The sequence below is a fragment of the Holdemania massiliensis genome, from assembly GCF_022440805.1.
Classification (GTDB): Bacteria; Bacillota_I; Bacilli_A; order Erysipelotrichales; family Erysipelotrichaceae; genus Holdemania; species Holdemania massiliensis_A.
The window spans coordinates 2,777,020-2,795,439 of sequence record NZ_JAKNTK010000001.1 but is presented as its reverse complement, the minus strand read 5'-3'; the positions used below and the strand labels follow the sequence as shown (position 1 = coordinate 2,795,439).

The following is an 18,420-nucleotide window of genomic DNA, read 5'->3' as shown; positions in this document are numbered from 1 at the left end:
TGCTATGTTACGGATTAAAAGACGCAATCGTGAACTGTTGATTGACGATCGCGACAAAACAACTTATCTCAATGACGGCTACGATGTCATCGACGATAAAGGGCGTATCGTAGAGCCGGCAACTGGCGGCAAGACGATTAGCTATGCCGAGCATTTGGCTGAGATCAATGCGCTGAAAGCGCAGATCGAAGCTGATCACGAGGCAGAAATCAACGCTTTAAAAGCGCAGATCAAGCCAGATCGAAGTGAGGAAGTAACCAACTTGCAGGAGAAATTGCAGGAAGCAGAGAAGACGAGCCACGGGCTGAAAACAGAAATCGGTAAGCTGAAAAGCAAGGAAAAGAAGAATGCCGAAGCTGCGGATTGAGGCGGAAAAACAAGTCTTAGATATCGTGGATCAGCTTGTCTTGCGCAATCCAGAGTTAATGCAGGAGGATCTGACCTCAGCGGTTACGCGGATCCGATCCTCCATCCTCAATTATTGTCGGATCCCAATCCAGGCGCTTGTGCCAGATGAGCTGGAAGAGGTCTGGATAGAGGCAGCGCTGCAGCTGCACAATGCCAGCAAGGCCGCAGATGGACTTAATCAACGGATCAAGTCGATCAGCGAGGGTGATACAACGATACAATACGAGAGCGGATCGGAGACCGTCACGCTGCAGTCGATTATCAATAGCTACAGCAATGAGCTTAATCAGTATCGGAGGCTGTTTCCGTGGTAGCCGCATCAATGGCAGATCTGCTGGATAGCCGGCGAGAGGATAGCTGCACCATTCAGCGGGTCCAGCCATCTGCAGCTGGAGCTTTGGATCGCAATGAGCAATACATCAATGTCAAAACTAGAGTGTGCTGTCACTTATCAGTTAAGACAATGTCTGTGCCGGATGGAGTTGGTCGATATCAAGTGGTCAATGTTTTCCAAGTTTTTTTGCGGCCAGAGGTTGAGATTAAGCAGGGTGATCGGCTGATCGTGACCAAGCAGGGGCTGACTTATGTATTGACTGCGGGCAAAGCGATCCGATACGGAAGCCACTTGGAGGTGACCTGCCAGGAGGTGGCGGATGTATGAGCGATAACATTTTTGCAGAGTTTCTCGCAACGCTCAAAAAGCTGGACGTAGATCTGAAAGAGTCTCAGATAAAGGTAGTCAACAAGGCTATGGATGTTATGCAGCGATCCGCCGTGCAAAATACGCCAGTAGGTAGTTATGACAAAGAGGTTGATTTTACTACCTCTAAAGGGGAACACGTCCATTTTACAACCTCAGTAACTCGCCAGGGCGGCACTCTGCGGCGTGGATGGCATTTAAGCCGTACTTATGTCCGTAAGGATCAGGTGCAAAAGTATCTGACCAACAATGTGGATTATGCTATCTATGTTAATAATGGACATCACATTACAAAGGTAGTAGATGGGGAGCGGATTAACATAGGATGGGTCCCCGGCCAGTTCTTTTTGGAATCAGCAGTAAAAACTGCGGAGAGAGCACTGCCCTGGATTTATGATGCAGAGCTGAGGAGGGTCAAAGCAAAACATGGTTTATGATCTGATACAAGCAATCGCGTCTTGGATAAAATCTCTTTATCATGACGTCAAAATTTATGATGGACCCGTACTGCAAGACATCAAACTGCCTTGCTTTTTTATTACCACGCTGCAGATCGACGAGGTATCCAGTCTAAAAGATTTTTACAGACGCGGCATCCCTTTTGTGGTCGACTACCTGCCTGATGACCGCAAGCCTAACTTTATGGATGATATCTACCAGGTTCAGGACACCTTTGGGCTACCGTTTAGGCAGCTGATTCTTAACGATAAGCAGCTGTGGATTAAAAATAAAACGATCAGCTATGATCGTGAACAGAAAGTCCTGCACATCCAGTTTATGCTGGATATCCGGCAGGCGCTGGATCTCGATGATCCGGCTATGCAAGATTTATCGCTCGAGGAAGGAGTGAAAGAAGATGAACACGAATAAAACCCGGCCGGGGGTCTACGTTAACATCAATGCTGAGCTGACGGCATTGACTAGGGATAATCTCGGTGCCGTTGCAATCCCACTTGCCTTAAACTGGGGCGCTCTGGGGTTTACAGAGATCCAACAGGATCAGAGCCCATTGTATAAGCTAGGCTATCAGCTTAATGACAGTGCCATGCTGCCAGTTAAGCTGATCCTTAAAAACGCTCAGACCGCGCTTGTGTACCGGCTTAGCGGCGGTACCAAAGCCACCGGTGAATTGGCTGCTGGGATTACAGCAACCGCTCTTTACGAGGGCACTCGGGGCAATGATATCAGCGTCCAGGTTAAGGCATTAGAGACTGGATATCAGATCAGCACCTACCTGGACACGCAGGAGATGGATGTCCAGGTCGTTAATACTGCAGCAGATTTTGTGGCCAATGAGTTTATCACGATTATGGGATCGGGCACGCTGGTGGACAAGACAGTTCGTTTGTCGGGAGCTACCGATACTCCAGCTGCTGCTGATGACTATGATTCTTTTTTAGCTGCAGCTAAGATCAAAGATTTCAACATCATTACCTGCACGAGCACCGATCAGTCAATCAAAAATAAGATTGTCGATTTTGTAAAAGCTGAGCGCGCGGAGTCCCACTTGATGCAAGCGGTGCTTGAAAACATGCGGTCGGATAACGAGGCAGTGATCAGCGTAAAAAATGGTTTTGTCTTGGATGATGGCACTGTCGTGACCGCGCAGGACGCCTGTGCTTATGTCGCTGGTGCTAGTGCAGCCGCTGGCAGTACGCAATCGCTGACCTTTGCGGCAGTAGACGGTGCGGTAGACTGCAGCCCGCGGCTGACGGATGATCAGATTAAGCAGGCAATCCTGGATGGTCAGCTGGTCTTTAGCGTGCGGCGTAAAGGTATTGTCATTGAGTACGATATCAATACCTTGTTGACATACAATCAAAAACCTAAGGACTACCGCAAAAACAAAGTGATCCGAGTCATCGATGCGATCCACAGCGACGTGATCAGCATCTATGAGACCAATTACATTGGGCAGGTACAAAACAACAAGGACGGCCGCAATCTACTTAAAGGCACATTGGCAGAGTATCTTAACGGGCTGCAGGCCAGCGGTGCGATCGAAGACTTTGACGCCGCAGAGGATATCCAGGTCGAGGCCCTGACGGATAAAGACTCCGTGCATATCCAGCTGGCAGTCAAGCCAACGGATACCGTAGACAAGATCTATATTGATGTGGAGGTGCAGTAATGGCAAACGTAAAAACACGCATTGAAAACATCCCAATGTGCACCGAGGGTGCGGGATACATTACGATCAATGGGCAAAATCGCAAGCTGTTTGAACTATCCAAGCTTTCGGCCACCGTAGAAGTAAAGACATGGGAAAAGCAGCTACTTGGCAGTCGGATGGAACAAGGTCGAGCGATTGGGCTTAAAGGATCTGGCAGCATGTCTTTTTATCACATGACCAGTGATTTTATCGACCTACTGGCAGAATACAAAAAGACCGGTGTCTTTCCATCAATCACGATCCAGGGCTATCATGACGATCCAGCCTCGGAGGTTGGCCGGCTAGAGGTTGTACTGTATCACTGTATCCTCAAAAAGATCCCGCTGCTTGCGATTGAGGAAGCGGCCAGTGAGACAGCCCCGCAGGACAGCGATCTGATCTTTGGCGACTACGATATTTTGGATAAATTTAAAAAGCCGGTCTCTTATTAGGCCGGCTTTGTCACGTTAAGGAGGCACTATGACAAGTAAAAGCTTAGCTGCATTTTTACAACCCAAGCAGGTACGAAACAAAGAGGTTGTTATCTCTGACCGATTTCTGGGCGAGGATGGCGAGCCTGTACCCTTTGAGATTAGACCCATTCTAACTGATGAAGCTCAGGAAATGATGAAACGAAATATAAAGTCTAAAAAGGACGGATCCCAGGACTTTGATAACTCTGGATACCAAGCGGACATGATCGCTGCTGCCGTCGTGTTTCCGGATCTGAAAAATGCTGAGCTGCAGAAAGCCTACGGCGTGCTGGGAGAACGTGAGCTGCTAATGCGCATGTTGCTGATCGGCGAGTACACGCAGCTGCGGAATGCAGTTTTTGAGCTTGCCGGAATTTATGATGACCTGAATGCGAAAATCGAAGAAGCAAAAAACTGATCAGGCAGGGCGGCGAGATGGCGCTCGCCCACGTCGTCCTGCAAAATCTTAAGATTACGCCTGGGCAGCTGGCGGCGATGCCGCAAGAGGAGAAAGCGTTTATTTACGCTTCCCTTTCTGTGGCTGCGGAAGAAAACAAAAAGATCGCAGAAAGGAGGCATGACTGATGGCAGCAGTCCCATTATCGGCAACATTTATTCTGGATGACAAATACTCAAAAGCTCTGATGGAGATCGTTAAAAATACGCAAAGGGCTGATCAGGCCACCGAGCAAATGAAAGACGCGATCAAAGGTGTGGGCGATAATGCGCAACAGATGGAGTCCAAAGTCATTAACCCTCTGGACAAGATCAGTAAAAAGATGATGGGCTTTGTGTCCATCGGTTACGCCGTCAAAAAAGCCTTTGATCTGATGTGGTCCGGGATCCAAGGCGCAGCAACGCAGCAGGCGCAAAGCAACACGATCCAGGCACTGGTTGGCAATGATCAGCTGGGAGCCGGGATCTATCAGTATATCGGCGATTATGCCAAGAGCAGCGCGTTAGGTCGTACTGATCTAGCCAAGGGCTTTACCGCATTTAACACGGTATCCCGCGATCTGGATGACATGACGCGGCTCTTTAAAATGACAGAGCGGCTGTATGCCAAGGATCCAACACAAGGCTCCGAGGGCGCGGTCTTTGCGTTAAAAGAGGCGTTGGAGGGTGACACCATGTCGATGCGCAATCGCTTCGGTATCCGCCTTTCTGGCGAGACGCTGCGTAATTATTTTGATACCGGAGACATCTCTGGCGGGTTGGATTACATTGATCAGCAGATGGCCAAGTTCGGCGCGACGCAGTCCGTCGTCGATAAAAATACAGGCAACCTGATGGTGCAGCTCAATATGTTTTCTTCCAATTTAAAAGACGCTTTTGGTGAAAACATGACGACCTCGATGCAGCCAGTATTAAACATCATCGGCCGTCTGCAGGAAATGCTGGACGCTGGTAAGTTTCAGCCTTTCTTTGATTTATTCGCAGCAGGGGCAACCTTTGTAGGGAACGCTTTAGCCTTTGTTGTGGATAATGCTGAGGTCTTAGTTCCAGTACTTATTTTCGCGACCAGTGCTTTTGTAGCGCTAAAGATTGCCACTGGCTTAGCCGCGATTCAAGAGGCCTATTTTGCCGCAATGGCAGGCGTTGCACAAAAAGCAGTCATGGGTTTAAACGCGACTCTGCTATTTAGTCCTTTGGGGCTTTTTATAGGACTGCTGGCTGGTGGAGCGGCGCTCTTAGGCTACTTTACATCTCAAGCTAATGGTGCAAAAAATGCGCTTGCCGAAGATCTTAACTATGACCAGCTCAATAAGGATCTCGCGGCATCTAAAGCTTTGGACGTCAACGTTACCAACGATGAACCGATCTCCGTGTCTGGTGATGTACAGATTGAGGAGGATAACCTTAAATATCTGATGGATCTTGCCAACCGGGACTACGTTGCGAAGTTTAGTACCGCTACCCTGGCGCCTCAGATGCAGGTGACGATCGGTCAAGTCAATCAGACTGCAGATATCAACGGCATCACCGATCAGCTGGCCAACGAGCTGACAGCGATGATCAGCAACGAGGCAGAGGGGGCATATTGATGAGCTACTCAATTTTTATCGGTGATCTGCAGCTGCCGATCAATCCAGAGACCGTCGCGGACAGCCTGGAGCGTAAGGTCAAGGAGTACGCGGTGATTGGTCAAGGCAATGTCCCGCAGCTGGAGGACACGAGCCTCAAACGTTGGAATTTTGACTTTATGCTTTTAGCCAACAACGATTTAGGCATTGATAACTTTAAAGTTCCAGCTGAGGTGATCGCCTATCTTGAGGATAAAATCAAAAACGGTACTCAACAACGCCTGGTCATCTCTAACGGGACAGAGTACGGTGTATCGGTCTTAGTCTATATTGAAAAACTTGAAAAGAAAGAAGTCCAGGACGGCTGTTACGAAGTTGGGTTGAAACTCGTCGAATATGTTGAAGCAAAGGCAAAAGAGACCGGGATCCCATATATCCAGAGGCCAGGCATTATCCCTGTGCTTAAGCCTAAAAAGGTACAAGGCAGCGGCTACAACGAGAAAACCGCAGCGGATAAGTGGTCAGCCCTGGATCATGTGATCTGTGGCCCTCCAGGAGATAAAATGGCCAACGAGATTGTAGGTGACTCGTATATCGTTGCTAACAACTCACCAATCCAGTACACATACGACCCTTACAACTACGATGACTCTGCCCTCCGTGATTACCTATCACGGACAGATCAGCCGATCCAATACACTTATCTTCCAGATAAAAAAGAAGAAAGTCAGGAAGAGAAGAACCGCTATCAGGTTAATTGGGGATTGGATGTGTTTATCGGATGAGCTTGCTTATAGAGAGCGGCGGGGTAAAGGATATCGAAAACATCGCTGGTAATGTCACATTGACCAGTTGTTGGAAAAACGGAGCGAGCAAGCTGGAGTTCACGATCCTACCCGATCTCGCTCCATCCAATGGATCATATTTAACGTTTAGCCCGGGTGCTGACATGTTTGCCGGCCGGGTTTTTGCGCACCGACGCACGCAGGATAGACGGATCCAGGTGATCGCTTATGATCAGCTACGGTATCTCAAGGCTAAGGACACGGTCATGCGCAAGCAAATGAGCTTGACGCAATTTGTTGAGGTGATCGCGGCCAACCTGCAGCTGCGGGTGGCCGGCCTAGCCAACAGTGTAATTCCGCTGGATGATTATCTTTTTGATAACCAGACCTATCTGGACATGGCGTATCAGTCGATCTCGGACAATCTGATGGCCAATGGTTACTATTATTGCCTGTATGATCGCTTTGGGGCTTTGGCTTTAACAGACCTGCTGGACATGCGGCTGCCGCTTATCGTGGGCGAGCAGTCGCTGGGCTTTAAGTATGAGTACGAGGTCAGCATTGACTCGGACACCTATAACCAGATCAAGCTGGCCTATGATAACAAAAAGACTGGCAAACGGGATATTTACATCGCGCGGGACAGCAACAACATTGGCAAGTGGGGCGTGCTGCAGCACTTTGAAAAAGTGACGTCTGGTACTGACGCCCAGCTGATCGACAAGGCCAACATGCTGCTTAAGCTTAAAAACAGAGAGACTGTAACCCTGACCATGTCTGCCTTAGGCGATGTCCGTGTGAGGGGCGGTAGCGGTGTCCGTGTGATCTTAAATGACTGCGGAATAGACCTGTGGGCAATCGTAGATAAAGCTGTCCACAAGTGGTCTAACGGGATCCACACGATGGATCTGACGCTGGTCATAGATGGGAGTTTGTGATATGGCAAGTTTTTATGATGCAATCAAAAAAGCCGTCGCTGCCTACATGGATAATGCAGGATTAAGTGACTTATTGTATGCGACGCTGATTGATAAATCCGGAGGGATCCGGATTGAGAAAACTGGCGTTGTTATCCCTGCAAGTATGGTTGATCTGCCCGAGCAATACACAGACCGGCAGGTGGATATTACAATTGACGATATTAAAAAAACAATCACGCTGCATGATCAGCTGCCCGTTGGATCCCGGGTGGTTGTGATTAAAAAACAAGGCGGTCAGCGTTATGCGATCATTGGGAGGCTGCCATGAGATACAAGGCAAAAACATTTAAAGTGGATCCCGACAGTGGTCGGATCCGAGGGCTCGTGGATGAGCTTGACTCGGTCAAGCAGGCTGTCCGAATCATGCTGTCTGTGCCGCGATTTCAGCACGAGATCTTTAGCCGCAACTTTGGTCATGACCTGCAGGATCTGATCGGCAAGCCGCTGGATTATGTGCTAGGGGACATCCGACGCATGATTCGAGAGGCACTGATGATTGACGAGCGGATTATCGACATCGATGATTTTACGATCAAAAAAGTTGGCGAGAATCTACAAGTTAAATTTAAAGTTACGTCGATTTACGGTGATTTTTACGAGGAAAGGAGCGTGGGATTAAATGAAGGATTATGATTACCAGACACTGCTGGATGATGCGCTGAACCGTGTTCCGGATGGGTATGACAAGCGCGAGGGCAGTGTCATTTATACTACACTCGCCCCTGTTTGCTTCGAGCTATCGCGCTCTTACTGGCTGTTGACCTGGCTGATGAATCTGTTTTTGCCGGACACTGCCATTGAAGATTGGCTGGATCGCTGTGTTGGGCAGTTCGGCGTAGAACGCAAACAGGCTGTCAAAGCTCGTCGAGTTATCAGGACTTACGATAACATCGGGAGTCCTCTGGAGATCCCGATCGGCAGTCGGTTTAGGATTAATGATCTTACACTAGCTGTAACAGATAAGGTTGATACCGGTGTGTATCAAGCGGAGGCAGAGGTCGCTGGGATCTTGGGCAACCAGTATCAGGGTGATCTGTTGCCTATCCAAAATATTAATAACCTGGGACGTGCTGAACTCGGTGAAGTGTTGCTTGAGGGCGCCGATGCCGAGACGGATGACTCGCTGCGTGATCGATATTATGATCATGTCCGTCGCTCACCTTTTGGCGGCAACGTAGCGGACTATGAGGAAAAAACGCTGGTGATCGAAGGCCTCGGATCAGTCAAAGTTTTTCCGATCTGGGATGGTCCAGGCACAGTGCTGTTGATGATCGGTAATGCTGATGGGCGCACAGCATCCGCGGAATTGATCAAAAAAGTGCAAGACTTGTTTCAGCCTGCAGATGATCCTACAGGTGGGCTTGCTCCGATCGGGCACGTCGTGACCGTATCCACCAGCAAAGATAAGGTGATCGACATCACGGCTAGCCTGCGGATTAAGCCAGGTGAGAGCTTTGAGCTTTTAAAACAAAAAGCGATTACCGAGATTAAGACTTACATTGAATCGATCCCATTTGACGAGTCAACCATCTTCCAGAGTCGCGTTACCGTGGCTATTTTAAATGTCTCCGGGATCTTGGATGCAGTTAATGTACAGATCAATGGTGCTGCAGCCAACTTGGCATTAGATAAAACAGCGCAGTCGTATGAGGTGCCAGTCATCGGCACGATCACACTGCAGGAGGCAGGCTGATGGAGCGGCTTGAGCCGGCTAAGACTTATCAAGAGTATTTGCCGGAGCTTTATAGGGAGCTGCTGGAGATCAAAGCTCTGGCCAGTGTGATTGATATTGATATGAGCCATTATTATGAGCTGCTGCGGCAGTTTGTGGATAATCGATACATTATGTCAATGGATGTCGAGACTGTGCAGCGTTGGGAAGCTATCTTTGAGATCGCTAGTCCAATTAAGGATGATCTGCAGTCTCGGCGCCAGGCAATCCGTGCTAAGTTTATGAGTCAGCCGCCAATCAATCTTGACACTCTAAAACGGATCGTTGAGGCTTATCTGGGCGTGCCGGTATCCATTACCCAGCATCTTGATCCTTACGTCGTGCGGATTACTTATCGTGGCCTGGAGAAGCTGCCAGATCTTACGCCGCTGTACACCTCCATCTATGACACGATCCCAGCCAATATCAAGCTGGTGATCGAGTACGCTTATCAGCTGTGGATTGAGGTAAAAAGCGGTAATACCTGGGAGCAACTAAAAAGCAAAACTTGGCACGATGTCCTTTATGGATTATGAGAGGAGAGTAAAATCTTGTGGCAATAAAAAGTGTAAAGGTGGCTCTTAATGGCCAAACTTACGATTTAACCTACAACGCAACATCAAAAAAATATGAGGCAACAATCACAGCACCCAGCACAACGTCATGGGGGGAGGAAAACCATGTTTACCCCTTAACCTTTACAGCAACCGATGTCGCGGGTAACACCAAGTCAGACACGTCAAAGACGATCAGAGTTAAGGAGACCGTTAAGCCTACCGCAGCAGTCACTGCACCGACAAACGGTTCAACTGTGGTCACAAACAAGCCAGCAATCACGGTACAGTTTAGAGATGCAGGATCCGGTGTGCTGAAATCGTCAATCGTCTTAAAGGTTGACAACACCGCTGTAGCTGCAGCTGATTATACGCTGACGGATGTCAGTGGTGGGGTTAACCTCAGCTACACGCCTAAAACAGCGCTAACCGACGGCAGCCACACAATCACGGCAAGCTGTAGTGATAATGATGGCAACGCATCGACAACGGCCAGCGTGACCTACAAGCAAGACACAACGCCGCCAGCACTGACCGTTAACCAGCCGACGACGCCAACAAACAAGGCTGCCTGCACGATCTCCGGGACGACATCCGACGCTACGTCCAGTCCTGTCACCGTCAAAGTTACTCTTAACGGCGCTGATCAGGGAGCGGTCACAGTCGATGCCAACGGTAATTTCAGCAAGGCGTTAACTCTGCGCGAAGGCGACAACACCATTGTTGTTCGGGCAACGGATGCAGCTGGCAAATACTCTGAGCTCACGCGCACAGTTGTCTTGGATACGGTTGCCCCTGTATTTGGGACAATTATGGTGACACCGGATCCGGTAAACACTGGCGGTACGATTACGATCACCGTCGAGGTCACGGATGCCTAATGGTCACCCGCGTATTTGGTAAGGCTGGTCAGTATGATTTAGAGTTTACCAAGACTCCTGAGGGACTGTGGACTGCAGCAGTCCCTTTTGTGGAGTCCTGCGAGTATGTCATTGATCTGTACGCAGAGGACGACGCTGGTAATGTTAGCTATTACGCGACCTACCTGTTGACGTTTGACTCCAGCAAGCTGCAGGTTGAGATGATGCCGCTGCAGTTTGTGCCGGAGCTGATTGGCCAGGGATACAGAGAGGAGTGGATTGATGAACTACATCATCGGTGAGAAAAAATACGCTGGGATCCGAATTAAAAGCGTAACTGGCGAGCCATTTTACATCAAAGAGGCATCATTTGAGCTCAGCCGTGACGGCGTTGTGGTTTTAAGCGATGTTTGTAAGATTGATCGACAGAAACAGATCCTCTATGCGTATCTGGCACCGGCTGAGCCGGGTAAATACCAGCTGGAATTTACCTATACGATAGGCATTGAGGATATCAAAGCGAGATTCGGGGTGATTGTACGATGCTGACAATGAGCAACATAGAGGTAACACCAACAACGCTTACTACCGGTCAACAGTTTAAGGTGTCCGTCGAGGTCACGTCAAAAATGACCTGGGCGGAGCTTGCCAAGACCACTTGGGATAAGATTAAAACTGCAACCTGGGCGCAAATAAAGGGGTGATTTTATGGCAACACAAACAACAAACTACAAATTTACTAAGCCCGCTTTAAGTGAGCCGGCTGACATTGTAGTTATCAATGATGGTCTGGATCAGATCGATGCTGCGTTAAAAAAGGTTGAGGATTCTGTACCTGACAATTACGCGGGCAGCAGCTCTGCGGGTGGGGCTGCAACGTCGGCGGTTAAGCTGCAGACAGCTCGCACGATCGACGGAGTTGACTTTAATGGTGCATCAGCGATTGCGCATTACGGTACGTGCGGTACCGCAGCGGCAACAGTAGCTAAAGTGGTAGCCTGCACGGGATTTAAGCTAGTCACTGGCGCGCGGATCATCGTTAAGTTTACGGTAACCAACACCGCAGCTAATCCGACGCTTAACGTCAACGGCAGCGGGGCAAAGGCGATCCAGTATCGTGGATCTGCAATCAGTGCAGGATATTTGGCTGCAAATAGAACCCACGAGTTTGTCTATGACGGAACAGCGTACCAATTGATTGGAGACATAGACACCAATACAACGTATGGTAATGCCACTCAATCAAAAGCAGGTCTTATGTCGGCTGCAGATAAGGTTAAATTGGATGGTATTGATGATCAGATTAACCAAGAGATCGATAAAAAGCAAAATAAAATCCTGTATGGTGAAGCTGCTCCTACTGCGGATATAGGGGCTATTGGTGATATTTACTTCCAGATCGAAGGTGTGTCAAATTGATTGGTGTAAAATTAGCAGACGGCTGGCGGAATTCGGCGAATCAATTTATAAGAGCACAAGATTCAGCACAGCAGACAGAAACAGAACAAACAGGCGAATTTCTCAAAATGACAGGTTCAGACAGACCCTTACCATTTACAGTAACAGGTAATGGACTAAAAGAGCCTGACAGCCAGGTAGATTACGACGCTTACAAAGTGTTTGATAATAACGATAGCACGGGTCTAAATATGGGCTCAGATCATCGGTGGGAAGGCGGACATAGAGCGTCATGTTGGTTCGGCGGGATCAGAATTCGAGCTAAAAAGATCATTCTGAAAACGGGGAACCGTGTAAACCCAGCAAATACAGTGAGTGTTATTCTTCACCCTGTCGAAGGGTCTGAAATCGTTGTCTGGTCTGCTAGCCCGGAGGCAAATGCTACTTACACAATCACGGTTCCAATTGAGAAGCAGGTTGAGATCAAGGGGATCAGCGTTAATGATCAAAGTCAGGCATATCAGCGAATTGTAGTTAAAACTTGCCAGATCACTGAATGGACGCTGATCGAAAGGACATCAGCCTGGCGTAAAGTATTGACACGCTGGGTAAAAAAAGCGCCAGAAGACGTTGAAGGAACTTTGCACTTTGCGGAAAACTTCTATGATAAATACCGAGATTACGGAATTAGTTTGAGCGGTAAATCTAGTTGCTTTAGATCAGCCACTGAGACTTGGGGTTCTGGATGGACAAATACAACAGACGATTCAGGGTACATGTATTTCGGTACACGTAGAATTGTTCCAAAAAAGATTGTATTTGCGACGGGTTCAGAATCAAACAATTCATGGACATTCTATGTCTACGGAATTAAAGAAGATGGATCGCAGATTCAGTATTTCGCTGGAAACGTAAGAGCGTGGAATACAAGGACAATAACAATTTCAGACACAACGCCGATTAAAGGAATTAGATTTAGACAAACTGCGTCTGCCTATAATAATATTCAAGTACAATATTGCCGGATCACCGAATGGGAAGAACAGGGTATTATTACGGCATGGCAGCCGTTTTAGCTAGGAGTGATGCTTATGTACGATTACACCTCACCTGCTGATCTCTGCTCATGGGCAGAGCAGCAGCTCAGTCGTAAGACCATCTACCAGCTCGGCGGGATCGGACGCTATGACTCATCCAGTCGCCGGGTGTTTGACTGCATCGGACTGATCAAGTGCTTTTTGTGGCATGACTACAGCCCTGGCAATACCAGCTACTATGGCAAGACGGCGCCGGACATCAACGCCGATCAGATGTACTCCAAGGCAACCGACAAGGGCCCGATCAGCACAATCCCAGAGATCCCAGGACTGCTGGTCTGGCAGCCAGGTCACATTGGGGTCTACATCGGCGGTGGGCAGGTCATTGAGGCCACAGCTAAACGCTGGGGATCTGTTGGCAACTGCGTCGTCAAGTCACAATTTATCAATAAGTCCGCGGCAATGTACCGCGGATCGTGGACACACTGGCTTAGGTGTCCTTTTTTAATGTATCCAGAGGAGGGATCTAAAATGTATTTAAAACCGGGTTATCAAAGTATCGCATGGCAAGGCCAGACGATACACGTCTACAAGCGCAGGGACGATCAGGAGATCGGCTTGATGTCAGCCGGCGGGGATAAGGTGCTTAAGACTATTGACAAAATCGACGATGATCACATCCATCATTGCAAGGTCAACTGTAGCTACTTTGTCATGTCTGGCTCAGAGCGTGGCACCGTCTGCGGTCGGCACCAGGGCTTTACAGCTGATGGGCGGCCGGATCAGAGCGAGTGGTTGGATGTGGTCGTGACTAAAGATAACAAGCTGATCGCCGGCGATCTGGCCAGCTGGGAGTACCCGAGCAATGAGGTCAAGGTAGGCTACAGTCCGGCATGCATCATCCTGCTGGACGGTAAAGACGTAACGATGATCTCCAGCGGATCCGGTCAGAGCAAGTACAGCACTGCCAATACTCAGACGCTGCACATGAGGGACGCCGATGGTGTTGACGTCTTTGCAGTTGTCTCTGGTAAGCTCAACGGTGCCGCCTGTCGGCAGTTTGCCAAAGCCTATGGGATGACTTACTGTGCAATGCTGGACAGCGGTGGCAGCTCTCAGATGATTGTGGACGGTGCTAAAAAGGTTTATACCGGCAGAGCGCTGCCAAACGTACTGACGTTTTACAAGATCGAGGAGCAGCCAGAGCCTACACCAGAGCCCGCTAATGGGCTGTCCGTCGTTGTAGACTCCGTTGGCTTGCGAGTACGCAAAACGCTGTCCTTTACCAATGGCAGAGCGTCTGGCGAGATCTTGGCAACGATCCCGATCGGTGGTACCGCAAAGCTGATCCGGTTTTTACCTGGTATCAAACCAGACGGGTATCAATGGGTAGAAGCGGAGTATAAGGGTATCCGCGGGTACTGCCAGTATGATAGCCATTGCTACTGGATTCGAGAAAACGAGGAGGAAAACTAAAAATGGAAATCACAGAAATCATCACTCAGTTTTTAATGCCGCTGGTGCTCGCCGGTTGTTATGCAATCGGTGCAGCGCTCAAGTCTACGGAGCATTATCCAGACAAGTACATCCCAGCTACTATGCTGCTCATCGGCGCGGTGCTTGCGCCGCTGGCAACGGGTGACTGGTCAGCTCAGACCATTATGATCGGCGCGATCTCCGGTTGGGCGTCTACCGGTCTTAACCAGACGATCAAGCAGCTGTCCAACAAGGAGTAAGCCCCATGACAGAGTGGGGAGTAGTCGGGGTTATCATCGCTGTTGTTGGCTTGTTTTTTACAGTCGGCAAGCCGGTGATCAACCTCAATACCAGTATTACAAAACTAACGGTAACCGTCGATCGGTTACAAAAGGATTATGATGACCTCAAAAAGCAAGCTCACTCAGAGGTCAATGACCTGGCCGTAAAAAACTCCGACAGTCATCGACGTATCCATGAAAAGCTGGATGATCATGAGCAGCGGATCACAGATCTGGAGCACGGCCTTTAAATAGCAAATACCCCACCTTCCTTTACCGGAGGGTGGGGATTTTTTCTATCCTTATATTAATATAAGGTTTCGTTGAGGATGTCTTCAAAAGCGATTCTCAACTGTTTTTCTGATTCGATCAAGTCGATTTTGTAGAAAGCTCTTATTGCTTTAGTCGTGTAACCTTGTTTCTTCATGCGTTTTCTGCGCTCTCTAAGAGTTTTATCAAGGCTTCTTCCTGTTCGATTTTCTAATTCCGGATAAACGCGCTGACCGAGGAAGACGCTTTGTGGTAAGCCAGTAAGGTTGCAGCCCCTATGCACGAGATTCATCATCTGATCCCGCCATTTTAGCCGCTGATTCATTTCGACCTCTTTCAGCCGATGATCGACTTCCTTTAACTCTTTATCGTGCTTATCGAGCACATTATAGTGGAGCTGCAGCATTTCCATTGGATCTGTGATCGGCTTGTAAGTATACGATCCAGTTTTTCGGATTGTAGGGAGAACATCTGCGGTGATCCAATGCTTGAACTTTTTGGCGATTGGGAGTTTACTTCCGAAGACCAGAGCGTAAACGCCGGATTCGTTGATAAATGTTATTTCTTGCACTCCTCCAAGGGTGTCGCATTTCGCTACTCCCTTATCCTCCTCATCGACGTGTTTCATTAATGCATCCCGCGGGTTGGAGTAGCCCAATGCTTCGGCAACATCTTTCCCTACAAACCAGGGTTCTCCATCAAGAACCATGCTTCGAACATTGTTCCCTTGGAAATTGAAAATCTGAATATTACTCATGCCTTGGCCCTCCGTGCGCGTTCCTCTCGAATACCAAGTATACGTCCTGCGTGGAAAGAAAGCCCGACAGCCATACGTGGAGCAAACTCGGTTGCGAATTCTCCGTAAATATGGTCGTATTCAAGAAACTGACTGACTGGGATATAGCCGATGAGCTGAAGTAGATCTCGTGCAACTGTATTTACGGCTGTGGATTTAAATTTCATAATTTTGTGTTCCTCCTCTAGGTTTAATTTTGAAACCCAAAAAAGAAGGCTATCATCTTGTACAAATTACAAGGTTTGTGCTATAATTTGGATAGCCTTCTAGGGCTGTAGGGTTAGACACTCAGTAAATCCGCCAAGATTTAGGACTGAGCGTCTTTTTCTTTTGAAAGATCGGCTTTGATTAGCCCGATGATGTAGTCTTTGAAAGTTTTCTTCTCTTTAAGGCTTTTGATCTTTGCCTCAAGGTACAGATCTTCGTTGATTTTAAAGACAATACTTTTCATAGTAGCTCCTTTCCGAAATCCCATATCCGAAACTTTTAGGATTCATATATGAGACATATCTACATAGTACATCTTGTGATTCTAACTGTCAACCCAGAATTGATTCTGAAATAGATTGAAAGTTTCAAAAATGTGATACAATAAATACGGAGGTGTTCAGATGGATCAAAATATTTTCCTAAAAAGAATAAAAACTCTTAGAACGGCAAGCGGATATAGTCTGTATGATGTGGAAAATCTAACTGGAATCAGTCGTTCAACATTGCAAAGAATGGAAACTGGAAAGACTACTCTTTCTCTAACACATTTAGTTAAGCTTGCGAATTTATATCATGTACCTTTAGCTTATCTATTTGGTGAAGAAAGTTCTTCAATTTCCCAAAAGAAAGTAGATTTAATTAATCACCTTTTAGGAGATTCGTATGAGTTTGTTTATGAAGAAGAATTTGATTGTTACCATCTGTTTGACAATGATAGTGAAGATGAGGATGAGATCATAGGGACAATGTCACCAGATTCTTTACAAAGTGTGTACGAGCAAATCGAGAATTTTACTGTTTTTACAATTTACAGCATGCTTGGTATATCTGTAAGACCAAAAATCAAATCAGAACATTTGTAATTTTTCCCCTAGGCGTTCGGTAAATCAGGCAAGATTTACGACTGAGCGTCTTTTTCTTTTGTGAGAAAATCACTAAGTTCACAGTTGAAGTAATCACAGAGCCTTTCAAGAACTTCGTAAGAGATGTATTTTTCTCTGCGATAATAAATGCTTGTCAGCGTCGTTCTTGAAATGCCTGTGGCCTTGGCTACTTTAGTGATCTTTTCTAATCTTTTCGCCATAAGGATCGCAAGTTGGTTTTTTATCATCTGATAAACCTCCTTTCTCTTTTACTTTCGTTCAACATCATGAACGATACACACAAATAATACGCAGCGAATAATTAATTGTCAACAGTAAAGTTTAAAAAATTGATTTTTTGTTCTGCTTGATGTACAATTTTTTTGAAAAGGAGGCATAAACTGTGATTAGGTTTAATTTATCCTTGTTGCTGACAGAAAGGAATTTAAAAATAACTAAAGTTTCCCATGATACTGGCATATCTAGAACTACATTAACCTATCTGTACTACAATTACGCTAAAGGTATTCAGCTCGATACGCTAAATCTTTTGTGTAATTATTTAAAAGTTACTCCGGATCAGTTAATAAGCTATGTTCCGGTAGATATTGAAATATCCGAAAAAGACTTGGCTAACCTAAATCAAGAAATACCAGTGCTAATAAGCAAAAGGAATGAGATATTTAGAGGCAAGTTAGAGCTTTCGGCTCAATTTGAGGGAGAACAGATCGAACCCGTATATAAAAGTGAGCGTCGTATTGTAGAGTGTTTAAACATCAGGATAGGTCTTCCAGAAGACAGTAGTCTAGAGACCAAAAATAACAATGACTTTATATTAGAAACATTTCATAGTTTGCCTATTACTTTCTTTAAAGATATAGAAAACAGAGCATACGAAATAATAGAAAATCGCTGGAGGAATGATAATGAAATTTTTATTGATGACTTCGAGATATACTGGGATAATGGACTAGATGCAAAGATTTAATTCAATTTTAACATATAAAAAATGAGCAGGTTTTGATCGAAAAATTATCAACATAAAAACGAAGTGTGACAGAGTATTATCAAGTTTTGACCACTTTTTACGGTCAACGGTGTAGTCAAAAATGCGTGCAACCTTCAAAAAAGCGCTTAACAAAAGGCTTTTAAGAAAACACGTTATTGACTGAAAATCCATGTGTCGCCGGTTCAATCCCGGCTGGAACCACCACTTACTAAAAATCCTGTCATTGACAGGTTTTTTTGTATATAAGACGAAACTTAGAAGCTTAACCGGCGACTGAGGTGGGGGAAGGATGGATTCAGCTGCAGCCCGAACGAGATTCGAATCCAGGCGCAGGTTTTTCCCTGTTTAAAGAGAATCGTAAGCAAGCGGTTTTCAAGCAGGCAAAACGGATGAAATGACTTGGCGGACCTTGCCCGGCAGCTGTCAAGCTCAT

General features: G+C 47.0%; 30 protein-coding genes. 26 read left to right on the top strand and 4 right to left on the bottom strand.

Annotated features, from left to right (window positions below; translation table 11 throughout):
* Window positions 1–4: 4 nt before the first annotated feature.
* The 24 genes from MCG46_RS12925 to MCG46_RS12810 all read left to right on the top strand — a co-directional run bounded on the left by MCG46_RS12925 (window position 5) and on the right by MCG46_RS12810 (window position 15,090).
* Complete coding sequence (locus MCG46_RS12925) at window positions 5–367, top strand: hypothetical protein (protein WP_181981632.1); 363 nt, start codon at window positions 5–7, stop codon at window positions 365–367.
* The gene (locus MCG46_RS12920; RefSeq protein ID WP_117892525.1) at window positions 348–722 is read left to right on the top strand and encodes a hypothetical protein; all 375 of its coding nucleotides are present in this window, start codon (window positions 348–350) and stop codon (window positions 720–722) included. Before MCG46_RS12925 ends, MCG46_RS12920 begins: the two co-directional genes overlap by 20 nt.
* Window positions 716–1,069, top strand: coding sequence for a hypothetical protein (locus MCG46_RS12915; protein WP_117892522.1), 354 nt, complete (start codon window positions 716–718; stop codon window positions 1,067–1,069). The genes MCG46_RS12920 and MCG46_RS12915 overlap by 7 nt, the downstream gene beginning before the upstream one ends.
* Window positions 1,066–1,545 carry an HK97 gp10 family phage protein gene (locus MCG46_RS12910; protein ID WP_240280367.1) on the top strand — a complete coding sequence of 160 codons (480 nt, stop codon included), beginning with the start codon at window positions 1,066–1,068 and terminating at the stop codon, window positions 1,543–1,545. Before MCG46_RS12915 ends, MCG46_RS12910 begins: the two co-directional genes overlap by 4 nt.
* Window positions 1,535–1,978 carry a phage tail terminator family protein gene (locus MCG46_RS12905; protein ID WP_117892516.1) on the top strand — a complete coding sequence of 148 codons (444 nt, stop codon included), beginning with the start codon at window positions 1,535–1,537 and terminating at the stop codon, window positions 1,976–1,978. Before MCG46_RS12910 ends, MCG46_RS12905 begins: the two co-directional genes overlap by 11 nt.
* Window positions 1,965–3,239, top strand: a complete 1,275-nt coding sequence (locus MCG46_RS12900; protein ID WP_117892514.1) for a phage tail sheath subtilisin-like domain-containing protein — start codon at window positions 1,965–1,967, stop codon at window positions 3,237–3,239. Before MCG46_RS12905 ends, MCG46_RS12900 begins: the two co-directional genes overlap by 14 nt.
* Entirely contained in the window at window positions 3,239–3,712 is a 474-nt protein-coding gene (locus MCG46_RS12895; protein ID WP_117892509.1) for a phage tail tube protein, read from the top strand. The genes MCG46_RS12900 and MCG46_RS12895 overlap by 1 nt, the downstream gene beginning before the upstream one ends.
* Before the next feature lie 28 nt (window positions 3,713–3,740).
* Window positions 3,741–4,151: a phage tail assembly chaperone gene (locus MCG46_RS12890; RefSeq protein ID WP_117892506.1), complete on the top strand. Its 411-nt coding sequence runs from the start codon at window positions 3,741–3,743 to the stop codon at window positions 4,149–4,151.
* Between the two features lie 17 nt (window positions 4,152–4,168).
* Entirely contained in the window at window positions 4,169–4,318 is a 150-nt protein-coding gene (locus MCG46_RS12885; RefSeq protein WP_181981631.1) for a hypothetical protein, read from the top strand.
* A complete protein-coding gene (locus MCG46_RS12880; RefSeq protein WP_117892503.1) occupies window positions 4,318–5,778 on the top strand; it encodes a hypothetical protein in 1,461 nt (486 codons plus the stop codon). Before MCG46_RS12885 ends, MCG46_RS12880 begins: the two co-directional genes overlap by 1 nt.
* Complete coding sequence (locus MCG46_RS12875; protein WP_240280366.1) at window positions 5,778–6,542, top strand: hypothetical protein; 765 nt, start codon at window positions 5,778–5,780, stop codon at window positions 6,540–6,542. The genes MCG46_RS12880 and MCG46_RS12875 overlap by 1 nt, the downstream gene beginning before the upstream one ends.
* Complete coding sequence (locus MCG46_RS12870; protein ID WP_240280365.1) at window positions 6,539–7,480, top strand: XkdQ/YqbQ family protein; 942 nt, start codon at window positions 6,539–6,541, stop codon at window positions 7,478–7,480. The genes MCG46_RS12875 and MCG46_RS12870 overlap by 4 nt, the downstream gene beginning before the upstream one ends.
* Before the next feature lies 1 nt (window position 7,481).
* The gene (locus tag MCG46_RS12865) at window positions 7,482–7,790 is read left to right on the top strand and encodes a DUF2577 family protein (RefSeq protein ID WP_240280364.1); all 309 of its coding nucleotides are present in this window, start codon (window positions 7,482–7,484) and stop codon (window positions 7,788–7,790) included.
* Window positions 7,787–8,155, top strand: coding sequence for a DUF2634 domain-containing protein (locus tag MCG46_RS12860; RefSeq protein ID WP_240280363.1), 369 nt, complete (start codon window positions 7,787–7,789; stop codon window positions 8,153–8,155). The genes MCG46_RS12865 and MCG46_RS12860 overlap by 4 nt, the downstream gene beginning before the upstream one ends.
* Complete coding sequence (locus MCG46_RS12855) at window positions 8,142–9,215, top strand: baseplate J/gp47 family protein (protein WP_240280362.1); 1,074 nt, start codon at window positions 8,142–8,144, stop codon at window positions 9,213–9,215. The genes MCG46_RS12860 and MCG46_RS12855 overlap by 14 nt, the downstream gene beginning before the upstream one ends.
* Window positions 9,215–9,769, top strand: coding sequence for a putative phage tail protein (locus MCG46_RS12850; protein WP_240280361.1), 555 nt, complete (start codon window positions 9,215–9,217; stop codon window positions 9,767–9,769). The genes MCG46_RS12855 and MCG46_RS12850 overlap by 1 nt, the downstream gene beginning before the upstream one ends.
* A 17-nt stretch (window positions 9,770–9,786) precedes the next feature.
* Window positions 9,787–10,668 carry an Ig-like domain-containing protein gene (locus MCG46_RS12845; RefSeq protein ID WP_345893086.1) on the top strand — a complete coding sequence of 294 codons (882 nt, stop codon included), beginning with the start codon at window positions 9,787–9,789 and terminating at the stop codon, window positions 10,666–10,668.
* On the top strand, window positions 10,668–10,949 hold the full coding sequence (locus tag MCG46_RS12840) for a PF13754 domain-containing protein (RefSeq protein ID WP_240280359.1): 282 nt from the start codon (window positions 10,668–10,670) through the stop codon (window positions 10,947–10,949). Before MCG46_RS12845 ends, MCG46_RS12840 begins: the two co-directional genes overlap by 1 nt.
* Window positions 10,930–11,196, top strand: a complete 267-nt coding sequence (locus MCG46_RS12835) for a hypothetical protein (RefSeq protein ID WP_240280358.1) — start codon at window positions 10,930–10,932, stop codon at window positions 11,194–11,196. Before MCG46_RS12840 ends, MCG46_RS12835 begins: the two co-directional genes overlap by 20 nt.
* A gap of 159 nt (window positions 11,197–11,355) precedes the next feature.
* Window positions 11,356–12,066: a hypothetical protein gene (locus MCG46_RS12830; RefSeq protein ID WP_240280357.1), complete on the top strand. Its 711-nt coding sequence runs from the start codon at window positions 11,356–11,358 to the stop codon at window positions 12,064–12,066.
* On the top strand, window positions 12,063–13,121 hold the full coding sequence (locus MCG46_RS12825) for a hypothetical protein (RefSeq protein ID WP_240280356.1): 1,059 nt from the start codon (window positions 12,063–12,065) through the stop codon (window positions 13,119–13,121). Before MCG46_RS12830 ends, MCG46_RS12825 begins: the two co-directional genes overlap by 4 nt.
* Before the next feature lie 129 nt (window positions 13,122–13,250).
* Window positions 13,251–14,558 (top strand): phosphodiester glycosidase family protein, encoded by a 1,308-nt coding sequence (locus tag MCG46_RS12820; protein WP_240280355.1) that lies wholly within the window; start codon window positions 13,251–13,253, stop codon window positions 14,556–14,558.
* 2 nt (window positions 14,559–14,560) lie between these two features.
* Window positions 14,561–14,818, top strand: coding sequence for a phage holin family protein (locus MCG46_RS12815; RefSeq protein WP_240280354.1), 258 nt, complete (start codon window positions 14,561–14,563; stop codon window positions 14,816–14,818).
* A gap of 5 nt (window positions 14,819–14,823) precedes the next feature.
* Entirely contained in the window at window positions 14,824–15,090 is a 267-nt protein-coding gene (locus MCG46_RS12810) for a hypothetical protein (RefSeq protein ID WP_240280353.1), read from the top strand.
* Window positions 15,091–15,146: 56 nt separating this feature from the next.
* Here the strand turns inward: MCG46_RS12810 and MCG46_RS12805 are convergent, their stop codons facing one another.
* The 3 genes from MCG46_RS12805 to MCG46_RS12795 all read right to left on the bottom strand — a co-directional run bounded on the left by MCG46_RS12805 (window position 15,147) and on the right by MCG46_RS12795 (window position 16,356).
* Window positions 15,147–15,866 (bottom strand): BRO-N domain-containing protein, encoded by a 720-nt coding sequence (locus tag MCG46_RS12805; protein ID WP_240280352.1) that lies wholly within the window; start codon window positions 15,864–15,866, stop codon window positions 15,147–15,149.
* A complete protein-coding gene (locus tag MCG46_RS12800; protein ID WP_240280351.1) occupies window positions 15,863–16,072 on the bottom strand; it encodes a hypothetical protein in 210 nt (69 codons plus the stop codon). The genes MCG46_RS12805 and MCG46_RS12800 overlap by 4 nt, the downstream gene beginning before the upstream one ends.
* 140 nt (window positions 16,073–16,212) lie before the next feature.
* Window positions 16,213–16,356, bottom strand: coding sequence for a hypothetical protein (locus tag MCG46_RS12795; protein ID WP_240280350.1), 144 nt, complete (start codon window positions 16,354–16,356; stop codon window positions 16,213–16,215).
* Window positions 16,357–16,516: 160 nt separating this feature from the next.
* On the opposite strand from MCG46_RS12795, the gene MCG46_RS12790 reads away from it, so the two are divergent.
* Entirely contained in the window at window positions 16,517–16,978 is a 462-nt protein-coding gene (locus MCG46_RS12790) for a helix-turn-helix domain-containing protein (RefSeq protein ID WP_240280349.1), read from the top strand.
* A 35-nt stretch (window positions 16,979–17,013) separates the two neighbouring features.
* Here MCG46_RS12790 and MCG46_RS12785 read toward each other — a convergent pair whose 3' ends face one another.
* Window positions 17,014–17,226, bottom strand: a complete 213-nt coding sequence (locus MCG46_RS12785; protein ID WP_240280348.1) for a helix-turn-helix domain-containing protein — start codon at window positions 17,224–17,226, stop codon at window positions 17,014–17,016.
* 155 nt (window positions 17,227–17,381) lie between these two features.
* On the opposite strand from MCG46_RS12785, the gene MCG46_RS12780 reads away from it, so the two are divergent.
* Window positions 17,382–17,966: a helix-turn-helix domain-containing protein gene (locus MCG46_RS12780; protein ID WP_240280347.1), complete on the top strand. Its 585-nt coding sequence runs from the start codon at window positions 17,382–17,384 to the stop codon at window positions 17,964–17,966.
* The last annotated feature ends 454 nt before the right edge of the window (window positions 17,967–18,420 follow it).